General features: G+C 40.6%; 14 protein-coding genes. 2 read left to right on the top strand and 12 right to left on the bottom strand.

Going from position 1 to position 15,025, the window contains the following annotated elements; genetic code table 11:
- Window positions 1-814 precede the first annotated feature (814 nt).
- Entirely contained in the window at window positions 815-2,455 is a 1,641-nt protein-coding gene (locus AC3CAU_RS09115; protein ID WP_447054004.1) for an acyl-CoA synthetase, read from the top strand.
- Between the two features lie 253 nt (window positions 2,456-2,708).
- On the opposite strand, the gene yjgA is transcribed toward AC3CAU_RS09115, so the two are convergent.
- The 9 genes from yjgA to mazG form a co-directional block, all read right to left on the bottom strand.
- The gene (gene yjgA / locus AC3CAU_RS09110; protein WP_131216529.1) at window positions 2,709-3,245 is read right to left on the bottom strand and encodes a ribosome biogenesis factor YjgA; all 537 of its coding nucleotides are present in this window, start codon (window positions 3,243-3,245) and stop codon (window positions 2,709-2,711) included.
- 2 nt (window positions 3,246-3,247) lie between these two features.
- On the bottom strand, window positions 3,248-3,517 hold the full coding sequence (locus tag AC3CAU_RS09105) for an HPr family phosphocarrier protein (protein WP_131216531.1): 270 nt from the start codon (window positions 3,515-3,517) through the stop codon (window positions 3,248-3,250).
- Complete coding sequence (gene rapZ / locus AC3CAU_RS09100; protein ID WP_131216533.1) at window positions 3,514-4,365, bottom strand: RNase adapter RapZ; 852 nt, start codon at window positions 4,363-4,365, stop codon at window positions 3,514-3,516. The genes AC3CAU_RS09105 and rapZ overlap by 4 nt, the downstream gene beginning before the upstream one ends.
- 24 nt (window positions 4,366-4,389) lie before the next feature.
- A complete protein-coding gene (panC, locus tag AC3CAU_RS09095) occupies window positions 4,390-5,235 on the bottom strand; it encodes a pantoate--beta-alanine ligase (RefSeq protein WP_424619322.1) in 846 nt (281 codons plus the stop codon).
- A gap of 2 nt (window positions 5,236-5,237) precedes the next feature.
- Window positions 5,238-6,047: a 3-methyl-2-oxobutanoate hydroxymethyltransferase gene (panB, locus tag AC3CAU_RS09090; protein WP_424619324.1), complete on the bottom strand. Its 810-nt coding sequence runs from the start codon at window positions 6,045-6,047 to the stop codon at window positions 5,238-5,240.
- A 39-nt stretch (window positions 6,048-6,086) separates the two neighbouring features.
- Window positions 6,087-6,575 carry a 2-amino-4-hydroxy-6-hydroxymethyldihydropteridine diphosphokinase gene (folK, locus tag AC3CAU_RS09085; RefSeq protein ID WP_131216539.1) on the bottom strand — a complete coding sequence of 163 codons (489 nt, stop codon included), beginning with the start codon at window positions 6,573-6,575 and terminating at the stop codon, window positions 6,087-6,089.
- Window positions 6,572-8,023, bottom strand: coding sequence for a polynucleotide adenylyltransferase PcnB (gene pcnB, locus AC3CAU_RS09080; protein ID WP_447054003.1), 1,452 nt, complete (start codon window positions 8,021-8,023; stop codon window positions 6,572-6,574). Before pcnB ends, folK begins: the two co-directional genes overlap by 4 nt.
- A 136-nt stretch (window positions 8,024-8,159) precedes the next feature.
- Entirely contained in the window at window positions 8,160-8,516 is a 357-nt protein-coding gene (locus tag AC3CAU_RS09075) for a ComEA family DNA-binding protein (RefSeq protein ID WP_447054002.1), read from the bottom strand.
- A 61-nt stretch (window positions 8,517-8,577) separates the two neighbouring features.
- Complete coding sequence (mazG, locus tag AC3CAU_RS09070) at window positions 8,578-9,339, bottom strand: nucleoside triphosphate pyrophosphohydrolase (RefSeq protein WP_131216546.1); 762 nt, start codon at window positions 9,337-9,339, stop codon at window positions 8,578-8,580.
- 119 nt (window positions 9,340-9,458) lie between these two features.
- Here mazG and AC3CAU_RS09065 point away from each other — a divergent pair, with 119 nt between their 5' ends.
- Window positions 9,459-10,244, top strand: a complete 786-nt coding sequence (locus tag AC3CAU_RS09065; RefSeq protein ID WP_447054001.1) for an SDR family oxidoreductase — start codon at window positions 9,459-9,461, stop codon at window positions 10,242-10,244.
- A gap of 79 nt (window positions 10,245-10,323) precedes the next feature.
- Here the strand turns inward: AC3CAU_RS09065 and AC3CAU_RS09060 are convergent, their stop codons facing one another.
- Genes AC3CAU_RS09060 through AC3CAU_RS09050 form a run of 3 tightly spaced genes read right to left on the bottom strand, consistent with a single transcriptional unit; the run spans window position 10,324 to window position 14,582 of the window.
- Window positions 10,324-11,013: a hypothetical protein gene (locus AC3CAU_RS09060; protein WP_447054000.1), complete on the bottom strand. Its 690-nt coding sequence runs from the start codon at window positions 11,011-11,013 to the stop codon at window positions 10,324-10,326.
- A 12-nt stretch (window positions 11,014-11,025) separates the two neighbouring features.
- Complete coding sequence (locus AC3CAU_RS09055) at window positions 11,026-13,086, bottom strand: hypothetical protein (RefSeq protein ID WP_447053999.1); 2,061 nt, start codon at window positions 13,084-13,086, stop codon at window positions 11,026-11,028.
- Window positions 13,077-14,582, bottom strand: coding sequence for a hypothetical protein (locus AC3CAU_RS09050; RefSeq protein WP_447053998.1), 1,506 nt, complete (start codon window positions 14,580-14,582; stop codon window positions 13,077-13,079). The genes AC3CAU_RS09055 and AC3CAU_RS09050 overlap by 10 nt, the downstream gene beginning before the upstream one ends.
- Window positions 14,583-15,025 lie beyond the last annotated feature (443 nt).

Raw genomic sequence — 15,025 nt, 5'->3', positions numbered from 1 at the left:
ATCGATTCGAATTTTACACGTCTTATCCACAGGATTAAACCTTTTTACCTAGAAAATTCGCGATTTGGCTCATTTTGAATTTATTTGCCACTCCTCTACCCTTATCAGAATCTGGGAATCTTTCTTCTTATTTTATTCTCTAAAGGTATCCCGCTCTGTAAATTTTGCCTGAGCATGGGCATAAAGCTTGGAAAATTGCGGAATAAACCGCTTTGCTCTATTTCCGCTTTAAGAACACATAATTATCCACAACGACATCGCGCCGTTTGAGAACCTGTACCATTTCCGGATTACTGCTATATCCATATAAAATATGCGGCTAATATTTTGCAGGATGAATATCATCTGCGCGCCCATCCCCCCATACACAAACTAAGCTTGATTATTATGGGTAAAATAATTCAGTAATTCTAAACCGGCTAATTAGGTATAAGGCAAAAAATTTAACACGGGTATAGCAATCTAGAGTGTGCATTTTAGTTCTGATAAATTGTCCAGATCACAAGCACTCGGTTTAATCAACATTAACCCAAAGCCAAATCATTACATTTGCTTTGCTGGTAATACTGTACAAAATTTCATTCTTCTTCCTTGGCTGATATTATTTAATTGCTCAATTAGAGTAAAATACTTAAAAAATCAAACATGGGAACCGGGGCGTTCAAAATATTTGAATATCGTCAAACATTATCATTAATATTCAATATGTTAAAAATTATAAAAACGCACTCGACTAAAGCCTAAATGCAAGATTCCCAAGAAGTGCATATCTTTTTAACAGGATATGAAAATAAATATATAACGGAGTTTTAAAATGGTTAACGCATACGATGAATTACCGCGTACCCCCGCAAATTTTGTAGCGTTGTCACCTTTACGCTATCTTGATCGTGCAGCGTATATCTATCCAAATCAAGATGCGATTATTCACGGTAAGCGTCGTATTACCTGGCGTGAGAAATACAATCGTTGCCGTCAGTTTGCCAACCAACTCCAAAAATTAGGCATCGGTAAAAATGATACCGTTTCAGTACTGCTGCCAAACGTCCCTGCCATGATTGAAGCACATTTTGCCGTGCCTATGGCGGGTGCGGTACTCAACACCTTAAATACGCGCCTGGATGCCAAGACCCTTGCCTTTATGCTTGAGCATGCTGAAACCAAAGTGTTATTGGTCGATCCCGAATTTACTGCAGTTGCTACCGAAGCACTCTCGCTGGTGTCACAAGAGATCTATGTGATTGATGTGGCTGACCAAGAATATGAAAATGCGTCAACACCAATTGGTCAAGTTGAATATGAAGACTGGATTGCCCAAGGCGATGCAAATTTTGAATGGCATTTACCCCAAGATGAATGGGATGCCATCAGTTTAAGTTATACATCTGGAACCACCGGTAATCCTAAAGGTGTGGTTTACCATCACCGCGGTGCCTACATTAACGCGGCCAGCAATATCATTGCTTGCGGCATGATGCCTCGTGCCACCTATTTATGGACACTGCCACTGTTCCACTGTAATGGCTGGTGCTTTGCCTGGACTATGGCTGCCAACGGTGGAACAAATGTCTGCTTACGTAAGGTCGATGCTGAACTGATCTTTAAATTAATTGCTGAACATAAAGTGGATTACTTCTGTGGTGCGCCGATTGTCTTGTCCATGCTCATCAACACGCCTGAAGAGAAGAAGCCCCAGCTTGATCACCGTGTTGAAGTCATGGTCGCGGGTGCTGCGCCTCCAGCAGCGATCATTGAAGGGATGCGCAATATTGGCATTAATGTCACTCATGTCTATGGCTTAACAGAAACCTACGGTCCTTCTGCTCTCTGTGCCTCCCAAGCGGGTTGGAGTGATTTGTCGATTCAAGAACAAGCGCAGTTACACTCACGCCAAGGCGTTCCTTACCCCTTACAAGACGGCATGAAAGTGCTTGATCCTGAAACTATGCAAGAGGTTCCGCATGACGGTCAGACCATGGGAGAAATTATGTTCCGTGGCAATATTGTCATGAAAGGTTATTTAAAGAATCCCGAAGCAACAGCCGAGGCATTTGCTGGTGGCTGGTTCCATACCGGTGACCTTGCTGTGTGCCAATCAGATGGCTATGCCAAAATCACCGACCGTTCCAAAGACGTGATTATTTCAGGTGGTGAAAATATTTCATCGCTTGAAGTGGAAGAAGTCTTATATCAACATCCTGCTGTACTGACTGCAGCCGTGGTGGCCAAACCTGATCCACGTTGGCAGGAAGTACCGTGTGCCTTTGTGGAACTCAAACAAGGTAAAACAGCCACCCCTGAAGAACTGATCGAATTCTGCAAACAACATCTAGCGCGCTTTAAAGTGCCTAAAGATTTAGTGATTACCGAAATTCCTAAAACTTCAACCGGGAAACTGCAGAAATTCATCTTGCGTGACTGGGCAAAAGAACGTGCTGAAGGTGAGTTTAATTAATTTCTTTCTATGCTGAATAAACTTTCATCTTACAAAAGTTTCCCTCTCCTAGTAGGAGAGGGGTAGGGAGAGGTTATATACATCGAAGAAATACGTGATTTTACGTAGCTATTTGAAAAATGAGTTGTTTGGAAGATATTTTTGGATAGCGGTCAACCCTCTCTTTAATCCCCCAAAGGGAGAGAGAAATCTTAAGGAATAAAAAAAGCGACTCAATTGAGTCGCTTTTTTAGATTTTGCACTGAACAAAAAATCAGTTATCTGAAATCAATGCCACTTGCTGAATATAGTTAAATAATTTCAGCTTAGACGCAGCGACTTGTTCTTCAGGCAATTGTTTGGTGATATCACGTTGAATACGCAAGATATGCTGACGAATCGGATGATGCTCAGCCGCATTGTGTGCTTTCATGAATTCTTTGATTGCAGGATCACCCTGTGCAATCATTCGGTCAACCCAACGCTGTAATTGTGCGGTTTTTTTCGCACCTTGTTGCGGCGTTAAATAAGACAAAATCACTGCCTCATCTTCATTACGCAATAATTTACCAATCCGTAGAAACTGACGACGGCGTGCCTCATGTGAAGTAATACTACGCACATCAAGCAGAGCATCAATTAAACGCTCTTCCACAGGGAGTTTCTGAATTTGCTTAAGGCTCAATTCAGAGAGTTGTTCACCTAAAGCAGCCATACGCTGAACTGCTTTTTTTTGTTCGGTTTTGCTTGCACGTCCTTCTAAAGTTTCAAAGTCATCTTCAGTAAAACGCTGTTGCGGTCGACGTGCCACGATTAATCTGCCTCGTAAAATTTTGCTGCAAATAGCGCCTGAATTTCAGATAAAGCTTGTTGTTCATCTGCACCTTCAAGCACTAAACGTAAAGTTGTGCCTTTGCCTGCACCGAGCATGAGCAAGGACATAATATTTTTTGCATCGACTAATTTGTCACCTTTACCAATTTGAATCGATGAACGAAATTTGGTGGTAACTTCAATTAGCTTTCCAGATGCACGCGCATGTAAACCTAGTTTATTAATTACGTCAACAGTTGTGTCAATCATGACCAGTGCTTCATTTCCCTGTGTAAGACCTGAATAGACCATTTTGCCTCAAGAGCTTTTTTGAGTCTATCCACTATATATACTGAACGGTGCTGCCCTCCGGTACATCCAATCGACACTGTCATATAGTGACGATGTCCCTCTGCGAAGACAGGCAACCATTTATCTAAAAAATGATAAATATCTTCGAACATTTCATTGGTTTGTTCACTTTGCAGCAAAAATTGCTGCACAGGTAAATCCAAACCTGAATATTTGCGTAATTCCAGCTCCCAATGCGGATTAGGCAAATGACGTACGTCAAACACATAATCGGCATCCAGTGGAATACCGTGCTTATAACCAAAAGACTGCAAAATTAAAATGAGGTTATCGGATTGTCCAAGTTTAGACAATAAAGTGTGCTTCAGATCATGCACACTTTTATCCGTAGTATCAATATGTACCGTTGAACGTAATTGTATCGGAAGCAATAAGGTTTTTTCTTCCTGAATACACTGATTCAAACTTTTAAAACGACTGGACAAAGGATGAGGGCGACGCGAAGCACTAAAACGGGAAATCAATTGTTGATCTTGGGTGGTCAGATAAATGATATCGACTGAACCATGGGTTTGCAGTTGTTCAAACACATGATCAAACTCTTGTAAGTCCGCGCGAGTGCTGCGTACATCTACACCTAAAGCCAATTGTTCTAAATTATTTTCACTGTCCAGTTTAGCAACAATTTCCGGCAGCAGTGCCAATGGCAAATTATCAATACAGTAATATCCCAAATCTTCAAGCACCTGCAATGCAGATGATTTCCCTGATCCGGATTGTCCTGTAACGATTAAAATACGCTTCATGGCAAGGCTGTCCTTAACTAAATTTTACGCAGTATACTTAACTTGCAAGTTATCAATCAGTCGGGTTGTACCTAATTTTGCCGCGACAAACAAAACCACATCCTGATTAAATGCTTCTATTTGCTGTAATTCCAGAGTACGTGCTTCCACATAATCCACAATAAAACCGGCTTGTGTCAACTTTTGCTTAATATTTTCCAACACTTCCGTTAGCTCAATACCGCTTTGAAGTTCTTGTTCAGCAGCTTTTAAACTTTGGTAAATGGTCGGTGCAATCTGACGATGTTCTTCACTTAAATACCCATTACGCGAACTCAGTGCCAGACCATCTTCAGCACGGGTAATCGGTACGCCAATCACTTCCAATGGAATATTTAAATCACGTACAAACTGACGAATCACCGCCAATTGCTGATAATCTTTTTGTCCAAAGAATGCAAAATTTGGTTGCACCATATTAAACAGTTTAGTCACAACAACGGCTACGCCATCAAAATGACCCGGACGCTGTAAACCACACAAATCATTGGTGATTTCAGAGACACTAATATTGGTTAAACGGGGTTTATTACCATACATTTGCTCAACGCTTGGCGCAAAAACAATATCGCAGCCTACCTCTGCCAACAAACGGCTATCCTGTTCCAAAGTACGCGGATAATTTTCAAAATCTTCATTTGGACCAAACTGAATTGGATTGACAAAAACACTGACCACCACTACATCACATAATTTACGCGCTTCACGTACAAGGTTTAAATGACCTTCGTGTAAATTACCCATGGTTGGAACAAAACCAATAATTTTTCGTGCCGATCGAGCTGGACTAAGTGAAGCCGTTAATCCTTGAATGGTGGTTTCTGTTTTCATGTTTACAGCTCGACTTGAAAAGTGTGTTCTTTGGCAGGGAAAGAACCCTCTTGTACTGCAGCATGGTAGGCTTTAAAAGCATCCAAAATTGCAGTTTCCCCCGCTTGTTCTTTCATAAAATTACGTACAAATTTAGCCACACGACCAAAGGTCAGCCCAAGCATATCTTGAACCACAAGTACTTGACCATCAGTATCTGCGCCTGCCCCAATCCCAATTACAGGAATATGCGGGAACAGTTCAGCAATTTCTTTACCCAATTGTGCAGGTACACATTCTAATAATAATAATGCAGCACCCGCTTCAACCACGGCTTTACAATCTGCAATTAATTGATCCGCGGCTTCACGAGTACGAGCTTGTAATTTATAACCACCAAAGACATGTACGGATTGAGGCGTTAAACCTAAATGGACGCACACAGGGATACCATTTCGGGTCAAAACAGTGACAGTTTCACTTAGCCAGGCCCCGCCTTCCATTTTGACCATTTGTGCGCCCGCCTGCATGACGGTTTTTGAGCTAAGTAAGGCATCATTTAGAGTGGCATAACTCATAAATGGCAAATCAGTCATAATAAAGGCATGCTGATTACCACGACGTACCGCTGCAGTATGGTAAGCCATATCTTCTACAGTAACCGGCAGCGTGGAATCACGCCCTTGAATCGACATCCCTAAAGAATCACCAATTAAAATACTGTCGACTTCGGCAATTTCCATCGCTTTTGCCATGCTTGCATCATAACAAGTCAAACAAGAAAATTTGCGTCCATCAGTTTTAAATTTTCTTAAGTCGCTGAGACTAATCATCAAGATATTCCTCTAACCCATGCTTTCCACATGTCTAAATTAAATATTTGACCAAGTTTCATCATCCAAAACAGACACTGTCGGATGTTGAACCACGGGTAAATTTTTTAATCGTTGTGCTTTAATTTGTATATTTACATCTAAATCTAACAAGGGTATGACCACAAAATCACGTTCGAACAGTCCCACGTGTGGAACAGTTAAACGATCATTTTGAATGTGTTCTTGGCCATAGATCAATAAATCCAGATCCAAGGTACGCTCGCCCCAACGGCGTAAACGTACCCGACCCGACTCTTGTTCAAAACGTTGCAACTCATCCAATAAGACCAAAGGCGCTAAATCAGTTTCTAGCTGCGCCACCGCATTTAAATAATTCGGCTGATCTTGGGGGCCCATTGGTGGACTTTGATATAATCTGGATGTTTTCACGGTTCCAAGTGTTGCCAGTTTTTGCACAGCTTCAAGCAAAATCTGGCGTGAATCACCCAAATTGCTACCTAAGCCAATATAGGTGACTGTGGTCATTGTGTCGGCCCAAAAACAACGTGATTTAAATCACGTTTTACCCGTTTACGTTTTAGAATTGGATGGTCATATGCAATCTCTGAGCCACCTGCAGAAACTGTTTGAACAGGTCTGTCAGGTCTGGTTCTGCTCTTGCGCTCACGGCGACGTGGTTCAGGTTCGTTGACCAACGGTTCAATTTCTACAGAGACGGATTTAGGTTCAATTGTATCTTCTGTTGCAGCTTTACGACGACTTTTTGCACGTTGACGATTATATTGACTAATGGCACGTTCTTTTTCATCGGTACTCATTAACTGATATGAATCCCACCACATGCCCATACCTTGGGTAGTGTTATCCCCTGACTTTTCGCGAAGTAGCAGAAAATCGAAACCGGCACGGAAACGTGCATGGGATGATAAAGCTTGGATTTGTTGTGGTTTTGGATTCAGCAAACGAGTTTGCATTTCCCAAACTTCACGAATAAAGGTTTCTGCAAAACGTGGGATGATGGTACGGGTGGCCTGACGTTTTAATACATCCAGACCCGCTTGTGCACGTGCTTCTGCAGCAACCACACCTTTACTGAGATAAAATTCGCAACGCTCTAAAAAGGGTTTCCACAGCAACACCGCATAGAAAAATGCAGGATTAATGGTTTTACCAATTTGAATACGCTGGTCGGTATTGATGGCAGCGCGTTCGATAAATGTGGAAATTTCTGGCCGGATATCAGCAAACAACTGACGCCAGATATCAAAATCAATCAGCATCGGCAGCACGCGATTCAAATGCCCCATGGTGAACAATTTCTGCGACTCGTCATACAAACGATGCGGAGAAATATCACGCAGCAACTGGGTCATTTCCGGAGTGAAAATCTCTAAAATTTCAGGTGCAATACTGAAATTTAATTTTGCCGCGAAACGCAAAGTACGCAGCATACGCACTGGGTCTTCTTCAAAACGTAAAGTCGGATCGCCCAATAAGCGTAAAGTTTTATTTTCAATATCATCAATTGCATTACAAAAATCGAGCACGATCCCTTTACGCGGTTGGTAATACATCGCATTAATGGAAAAATCACGGCGGGCAAAATCTTGCTCAATCGTGCCCCAATTATTGTCACGTAAAATCATGCCTGAAGCAGAAGTGACTGCTTTTTTAGGCGGTGCACGGAATGTCGCAACTTCGATCAGTTCTCGGCCTGAATAGACATGAGCAAGCTCAAAACGTCGTCCAATAATACGACAACGCCGTCCGAAAACTTCTTTCACTTGCGCCGGTGTTGCATCGGTGACTGCGTCAAAATCTTTAGGATTAAGACCCAACATTAAGTCACGGACACCACCACCGACGATATAAGCTTCAAAGCCTGCCTTATTTAAGGCATCGATAACATCTAATATGGAAGAAGGTAATTGAGCGGTTGATAAACCACATTTTGACGCGCGCAAAGTTTGCAAAAGACGCTGTCTCCTACGTCTGAACGTAAAATATCTAAGATGACGCTAATCATATATCTAACACAATCAAAGGGCAATTTGATTATCTCGATGCTAAATATATTGTTTGTCCCTTGTTGACTGCTTGAGCCACGAATTATAAGGCTAATCGATCTTTATTCTTGGCAAATAAAGCCGGTCCAATCCCCTTGACCTGCTGTAATTCCTCAATGTTTTTAAATTTTCCATTTTTTTGACGATAGGCAATAATTGCTTCCGCTTTTTTTACACCGACCCCGGACAACTCTTGTAGCTGTTGCAGGTTGGCTTGGTTCAAACTTATTTTAGACCCCGTAGATGCCTGTAAGGCAGGTTTCGCCAAATAGTAATTTTTTGGCGGAGATACATGCGGTATTTTTAAGCGTGCATCTTCGGCTTCCTGCTCAGCCTTCCATTTTAAGTATTGCTGGTCAAATTGCTGAGCATAACCAGTCGTTCCACTTAGCACTAACATCAATGTACCAAGATAAAAAATGGCATTTAGGATCTGTATTATTTTTTTCATTCTAGGCCTTTTATTTTAATTGTTGTTTTGCCTGCTCCCAGAGTCGATCCATTTCTTCTAAAGACAGCTTCTCAATTTTTTTATGTTGTTGCTGAGCGTGATCTTCAATGAAAGCAAAACGTGTTCTAAATTTATGAATAGTGCTTAAAAGCGCCATTTCACTGGAAAGTCCCAGTTTACGTCCAACATTGATAAGTGAAAATAAACAATCACCAAATTCATCGAGTATTTCGTCGGAATTCTGATTGTGGATAGCCTGCTGTAATTCAGCCAACTCTTCATTCAGCTTGCCATAAGCACCTGCTACATCAGGAAAGTCAAAGCCAATTTGTGCTGCATTTTTTTGAATTTCATGCGCTTGCTGAATTGCAGGTCCATGTTTGATGTCATCTAAACGGGATTGGGCTTTGCCCTGTTTTTCTTTTTGTTTAATTTTTTTCCAAAGTACCGCCACATCATCAGAACTAAGTTGTGAAAATTGCTCTGCTTGAAATACATGTGGATGACGACGAATTAACTTTTCAGTAATCGCATTTACCACATCATTAAAATCAAAGGCCCCAACTTCACTATACATTTGCGACTGAAAAACCACTTGCAGGAGCAAGTCACCAAGTTCATCTCGTATCTCGTTTGTATTTCCTTCCCTGACCGCTGCTTCTACCTCATACGCTTCTTCGATGGCGTATTTGGTCAGGCTTTGTGGTGTTTGCTGTTGATCCCATGGACATTTTTCACGTAACTCACGCATTATTGCTAATAATTTATCCATGTTTTCATCACTCCAGTCATTTTGAAAAAATTCGTTTTTCGCAGTCAATATTTGTTATGCTCAAGCTAAAATCGCTAACAATTAAGCGCTACAAAAACAAAACTGAAAGGGAAAAATATATGCACAGTATCTTTATTAGTGGTGCAGCACAAGGAATTGGGGCCGCAATTGCAACGCTGTTTTATCAATATGGTTATAAAGTCGGCATCTATGATATCAATGTTGTTCAAGCGCAAAAACTTGCCCAACGCCTAGGAACAAATGCTAAAGCTGGTCTACTTGATGTTTGTCATTATGAACAATGGCAACAGGCTTTAAATGAATTTCAGGCTTGGGCAGGAGAAATTAATATATTAGTTAATAATGCCGGTATTCTCTATTCAGGGGCTTTTGAGCAGACCGATATTGCAGCGCATCAACGAACTTTCAATATCAACGTTAACGGGGTTTTAAACGGTTGCCATGCTGCTTTACCTTTTTTAAGACAGGCATCTTTTGCACGTGTGATTAACCTATCCTCTGCTTCCGCCATTTATGGACAACCTGATTTAGTCTCGTATTCAGCCAGTAAGTTTGCAGTTCGCGGTATTACCGAAGGGCTAGATATTGAATGGCAGAAATATGGTATTCGGGTTTTGGATGTCATGCCCTTATTTGTTCAAACCGCTATGGTTAAAGATATGGATGCAGGCAGCATTCAAAATATGGGAGTACATTTAACTGCTGAAGATGTCGCACAGACAATTTACACACGTGTGCAAGCGAAAGATTCTGTATTTACCAAAACCCATGAACCAGTAGGGTTCAAGACCAAAATTATGTTTAATTTGTCTAAAGTCAGTCCGCAGTTTGTAAACCGGATCAGTACAATGTTTTTAGCTCAGCGTAAAAATGAAAAAGTCTGAAAAAACTTCAGACTTTTTCATTTTTTCCATCTCTCGACTGTATCTTATACTGTCCAGAAAATCGCTCAGATATTAAAAATTAAAGGGTAATTTCCTGTGTTTTTGATGCGGATGATTCAGGTACTTTAAATTCAATTCCTGCTTTTTTCAATAATTTAGGATATTCCACAATAACCATTGTAGAGTTTTTAGCAATACCCGATACATCACCTAATAGACTTTTAGCATCAACCAAAGATAAGCCTGTATTGGACAAGCCGGTAGGATTAGAAAGCAAACTCATCGATACTTGTTTGCTATTTACCACTAACTCACGCGCGGATAGACCTGCAATTACGAAGTTAGACATTGATTTCAATAGAAGCTGCTTTTTCTCGCTATTTAAAGCTGCAAGCTGTTCCACTGTATTTTCTTCATCTTTTTTAGATGCATCTAATACAGTTGCAGACAGCTTGGTAATTTCTTGCTGAATAGCCTGTTTTTCTTTGAGATCAGATGTGGTTTTAAAGCTATTTAATTTGGTTTTTAGCTCTTCAGCATCTTGTTTATTGGCGAGCACATAAGCAAGTGCAGCACGACTTTCTATAAACATTTGATTAGTGGCTTTGGCTTGAGTAAAAAACCCATTCAAATCCATATTTGAAGAAGATACACCAGTTGCAGATTCAGTCAAGTTTGAAGCAAGACTACTCAGTGAACCAAAACCTGCATAGACGCTTGAAGCCCCCATGGAGGCAGTTACTGCCAATACAATCGCAATTTTTTTCATACGTCACTACCCTTATTGTGTGGAATCGGCTTTTTGCACGATTTGATTTAAAATTTTTGGTAAAGCTTCAAACATTTGGATGTTGTACATTTCATGGCGATGTTGGTGATCGATTCCCTTCAATCCAATTTCTTGCTGTAACCCATAGGCACCAATTTTTTCAGCTTTATCATTAAATCTGCGCGCACCACTCGCCATGACCAAGGTGGCATCACAGTTGCTTTTATCTGCATTGCATTTAATGCTGTCTTGTTTCACTTCGATCTTAAACACCGGTTGCAGACATTCATTTTGCGGAATATGGAAATTGACTTTCATATCCTTTTTAAATCCGGCATTTTCAGTCATGCTAATCACTGAATCTTTCAGCGAAGTCTGGCCTTTAAAGCCTGAACCTGTAGCATAAAATGGTCGTTTCGACTGACTGGTAAAGGCGTGATAAATCAAAGAGCCAAAACCATAGAAAGGAATTTCACCGACTTGTTCGGTATGCAAGCCTGGACATAAAACACGGGCTTGTTTTGAATCGCCGACTGGAGCAGAACTATCAAGCAAAATACTGTCGCCAGAACGCACCGGTAAACGATCGTTGCTGCTGACTGGGAAATCTAATTGCGCTTTGACTTTCGCACCTTGACGTTCCAGTACAGTAGCTTCCCATGTCGGAATCAGGATATTACGCCCTGCTGCTTTATCTTGATGATAGACATGAACTTTCATGCCAGTAGTTAAACGCTCACCCGCATCATCAATGGTAATGCTCTGACCACTTGAACCCGAGACTTTTAAATCAGACCGGGTAAATTGAATCCCTTTTTGAAATTTTTGACCTAGTTTTAAAAGCGCATTTTTCAGTACCACTTCCTTACGCGCCTCTAAAGAAAAGCCCATTCCTTCAGAAATAACGTCTTTAATATCATCTGTTGCATGGGCGGAATAAATAACACGGCCGGATTGATCAATCATTTCAGCAAAGACTTCGCTATGAAAAACCTGCTGCTGAGTCATTTTGCCAATCTGCTGTTGATAGGCAATCACTGGAACAACATTAATACGAATAAAGAATTCAGGTAATTCACGCTGATTGATATCTTCACTTTGCGCCAAGGCAGTCTGTTCACTGACACTTTGCGCCATGGCACTATAGCGTCGATTGACAGGGGTTAAAGTAAAAGATGCTTGCTCACCCACCGCATCAGAAAAGATTTGCTCGATTAGATCCTTCGACTCACCTTGATAAGTCAGTACATCAACCACCAAAGCCTTTGGCTTATTCATGGCCTGACGCGTATTAGTAGATACTTTGCTAAAACGTTTACTATTACCAGACATTAATACGGGCAAAGCCACAGCATAATCACTGTCCGCATGAACCACACGAATCAAATCACCGTCTACCGAACTCAGCTCATCCTGTGCAGCAATCCCCTGATTAAAACCTTTATCTAGAACCAGATAAGATTTCCATTGATCAATCACTTGAGTTTCGGTTTCAGAAATTTTAAGTTTCGACTTTAATTCCTGAGTGACCTGTTGCGTCAAGCTCAGTAAAGTACTTTGAAATTTTTGCTTAATCGCCGCTTTTGTTGCAGCAGATTCAATTTCACTAGTGAGCACTTGAATCGGTTGAGATAAGGTTGCACTGTCGCTATAAATGACTTCACCCGACAATACATTGGTCAGCTTTAAGCTTAAGGTGACAGGCAGGAAAATTTCTGCGGTCGAATCCTTTTTTACAATATATTGACTCGCACGTAAAACCTCTAGCGATGCAATATAGGTACGATTTTTAGTTTTTTGCGAAATGGTATCGACAATTTGAGTCCCAAAATTTTGCTTTAAACTTTGTAAAAAAATTTGCTCTGTTTGTTTACGTATTGCAGGATTATCAATTGCCCGACTAAAATCACAGTCAATTGAAGAACCATTGGCTTCATACTTGCTGAGATCTGTACGGCAACCTTGCTCCAACCCAAAAACACCTTGAGATGGATAGATTTGTATATTTGCTTGTACAGCAGATATCGAAAGCATCGACATTGCAAACAATAGTGCATTAGCTTTTACTTGCATTGTGTACCACCAATACAAAGTGTAATTGTATTACCTGCCTGCAAGCGTTCTGCACTTGAAAGTGTCGGATTGACTTTACGTAGGGCTTTTGCCAACTCTCCGGTAATCGGTTTACTGCTCTTATAAGTCATGGTCAGTTCGACTAGTCTGCCATCCTGTGTACGCACATCAATGTTTTCTGCACCTTCAATTTCTTCAAGTGCCACATACAAATCATCCCCTAAACGTGTAGAGACATTGCCGGAAACACTTTTCACAAAAATGGTGATTTCTTTACCGTACATTGAACGATTTTTAGAGTAGGCAAGAATTTGTGGCCCCACCTGGCTAATCGCTAAATCACCCAGTTTTTTTGCTACATTGGTTCGACATGAATCTGTAGTCGCACCGGTCGATGACTCAGTGCGCGTTTCACCGCCCATTAAAGTGCCGTCATCTACAGAATAAATTTTAAAACTAACTGCGCCATCGCAAACAAACTGTCCTGTTGCGGGTGAACGACCACGGTCATAAATGTACGAACTTCCCGCCATAAACCAATCGGCTTTTTCCTTGCGTGCCGCAACTGCCAGTTTTGCAAGCTCTGTATCACTTAAAAGCTGTTGAATGGTCAGGCTGCGACCTTTGAGGTAGGTACTACGAAAAATACCGGAATCCAACAAGCGTAAATCGTAACGGGAAGCTGCAGCTGCAATCGCATTTAAGGTTTGATTGTCATGTTCAGCTTTAGTACTTGGTGTCTGATATTCCACATATTTTACAAAGCTCTGAATATCATTCTGACGTTCAGACTGACTATAATTTGCCGATTCACTGGCGTTATAACTGCTTGAAGATGCAGATTTACCTGAGTTGTTATGACTTGCTGAACGTGCAGAAACGCCTGCGCCCGCCCCATAATAATTGCCATAGGCATAACCTGAGGCCGCTGCAGATTTCCCTTTAGAAGAATAAGAACTACTATCGCTTGCTTTGGCACTTTCACTGGCTTTGTAGCTTGCATCTTCATCATAGCTATAGCTACGATCGGAAAAATAAGAAGTAAATTCTTTTACCGGTTTAGAATTATCTTTGGGTACACCAAAATATTCGTCCATGACAATCATGATTGGGCTTGAACGACTATTCTTTTTAGAAAGACCAAAATCATTCAGAATAGAACGAAATTCTTGATCATCCATTTCCAAGCTAATTTGAGTCACTAATTCATTATTGCCTTGAGTTGAACTTCCACGATTCATGACATAAGTCGGATCAACTTGCTTCACAATTTCATCTAAATACTGTTGTGCTTCACCCATGGCCTGTGGACCATTTATTTTTTTGATCATTGCAATGACGGCATCTGTTTTCGCATTACTGAAAGCCTGGTTACGTGTACCGTTCGGATCTTTTTTGATAATAGGTGCTTTACCCTCACCATTTACTTTAATGATTTCTGCATTGGCAACGTGTCCTGCAAACATACACATAAGTGTCAATACGGTTTTTTTCATCTTTTATACCTTCTTCACTAAAGTTTTTTAGGTGCAGCAACTCTTACATTGTGTTTATTTTTTACGTAATTTATAAATCTACAAAAAACAAACAAATAATAAACAAATTTTAATATTAACTCTATCACATAATTTTATTTTTTATTTATTTTCAACAAATTATAAATATTTAACTTATTATTTAGAGGTTCTAAACAAAAAAACCTTATGTTCAGGCAGAGTTTTTAGTGATTTTTTAAAATATTTTTAAATATACTCGGGTAAGACCAATAAAGCAGATTCGAACCCAACAGGTCATAATCAAAAGAAGAATGGGAGGTGAAGAATGAATTGAGAGGCTTTTTCTGAAACCAAGATAACCATTAAAAGACGCCTTCCAATCTCAACCAATAATTTATTAACCGGATGAGCCATATGCCGTTAGCGAAAAGAAAGCAAGCGGA

Source organism: Acinetobacter sp. GG23 (assembly GCF_057766365.1).
The sequence above is the reverse complement of the archived record's forward strand: the minus strand, read 5'-3'. Positions and strand labels throughout refer to the sequence as shown.

Bases quoted from the DNA above. Each gene is read 5' to 3' on its own strand.
- AC3CAU_RS09065 (WP_447054001.1), top strand. From the start codon at position 9,459: ATGCACAGTATCTTTATTAGTGGTGCAGCACAAGGAATTGGGGCCGCA.
- AC3CAU_RS09050 (WP_447053998.1), bottom strand. From the start codon at position 14,582: ATGAAAAAAACCGTATTGACACTTATGTGTATGTTTGCAGGACACGTT.
- AC3CAU_RS09115 (WP_447054004.1), top strand. From the start codon at position 815: ATGGTTAACGCATACGATGAATTACCGCGTACCCCCGCAAATTTTGTA.
- AC3CAU_RS09055 (WP_447053999.1), bottom strand. From the start codon at position 13,086: ATGCAAGTAAAAGCTAATGCACTATTGTTTGCAATGTCGATGCTTTCG.
- AC3CAU_RS09075 (WP_447054002.1), bottom strand. From the start codon at position 8,516: ATGTTAGTGCTAAGTGGAACGACTGGTTATGCTCAGCAATTTGACCAG.
- rapZ (WP_131216533.1), bottom strand. From the start codon at position 4,365: ATGAAGCGTATTTTAATCGTTACAGGACAATCCGGATCAGGGAAATCA.
- AC3CAU_RS09105 (WP_131216531.1), bottom strand. From the start codon at position 3,517: ATGATTGACACAACTGTTGACGTAATTAATAAACTAGGTTTACATGCG.
- AC3CAU_RS09060 (WP_447054000.1), bottom strand. From the start codon at position 11,013: ATGAAAAAAATTGCGATTGTATTGGCAGTAACTGCCTCCATGGGGGCT.
- mazG (WP_131216546.1), bottom strand. From the start codon at position 9,339: ATGGATAAATTATTAGCAATAATGCGTGAGTTACGTGAAAAATGTCCA.
- panB (WP_424619324.1), bottom strand. From the start codon at position 6,047: ATGATTAGTCTCAGCGACTTAAGAAAATTTAAAACTGATGGACGCAAA.
- panC (WP_424619322.1), bottom strand. From the start codon at position 5,235: ATGAAAACAGAAACCACCATTCAAGGATTAACGGCTTCACTTAGTCCA.
- folK (WP_131216539.1), bottom strand. From the start codon at position 6,575: ATGACCACAGTCACCTATATTGGCTTAGGTAGCAATTTGGGTGATTCA.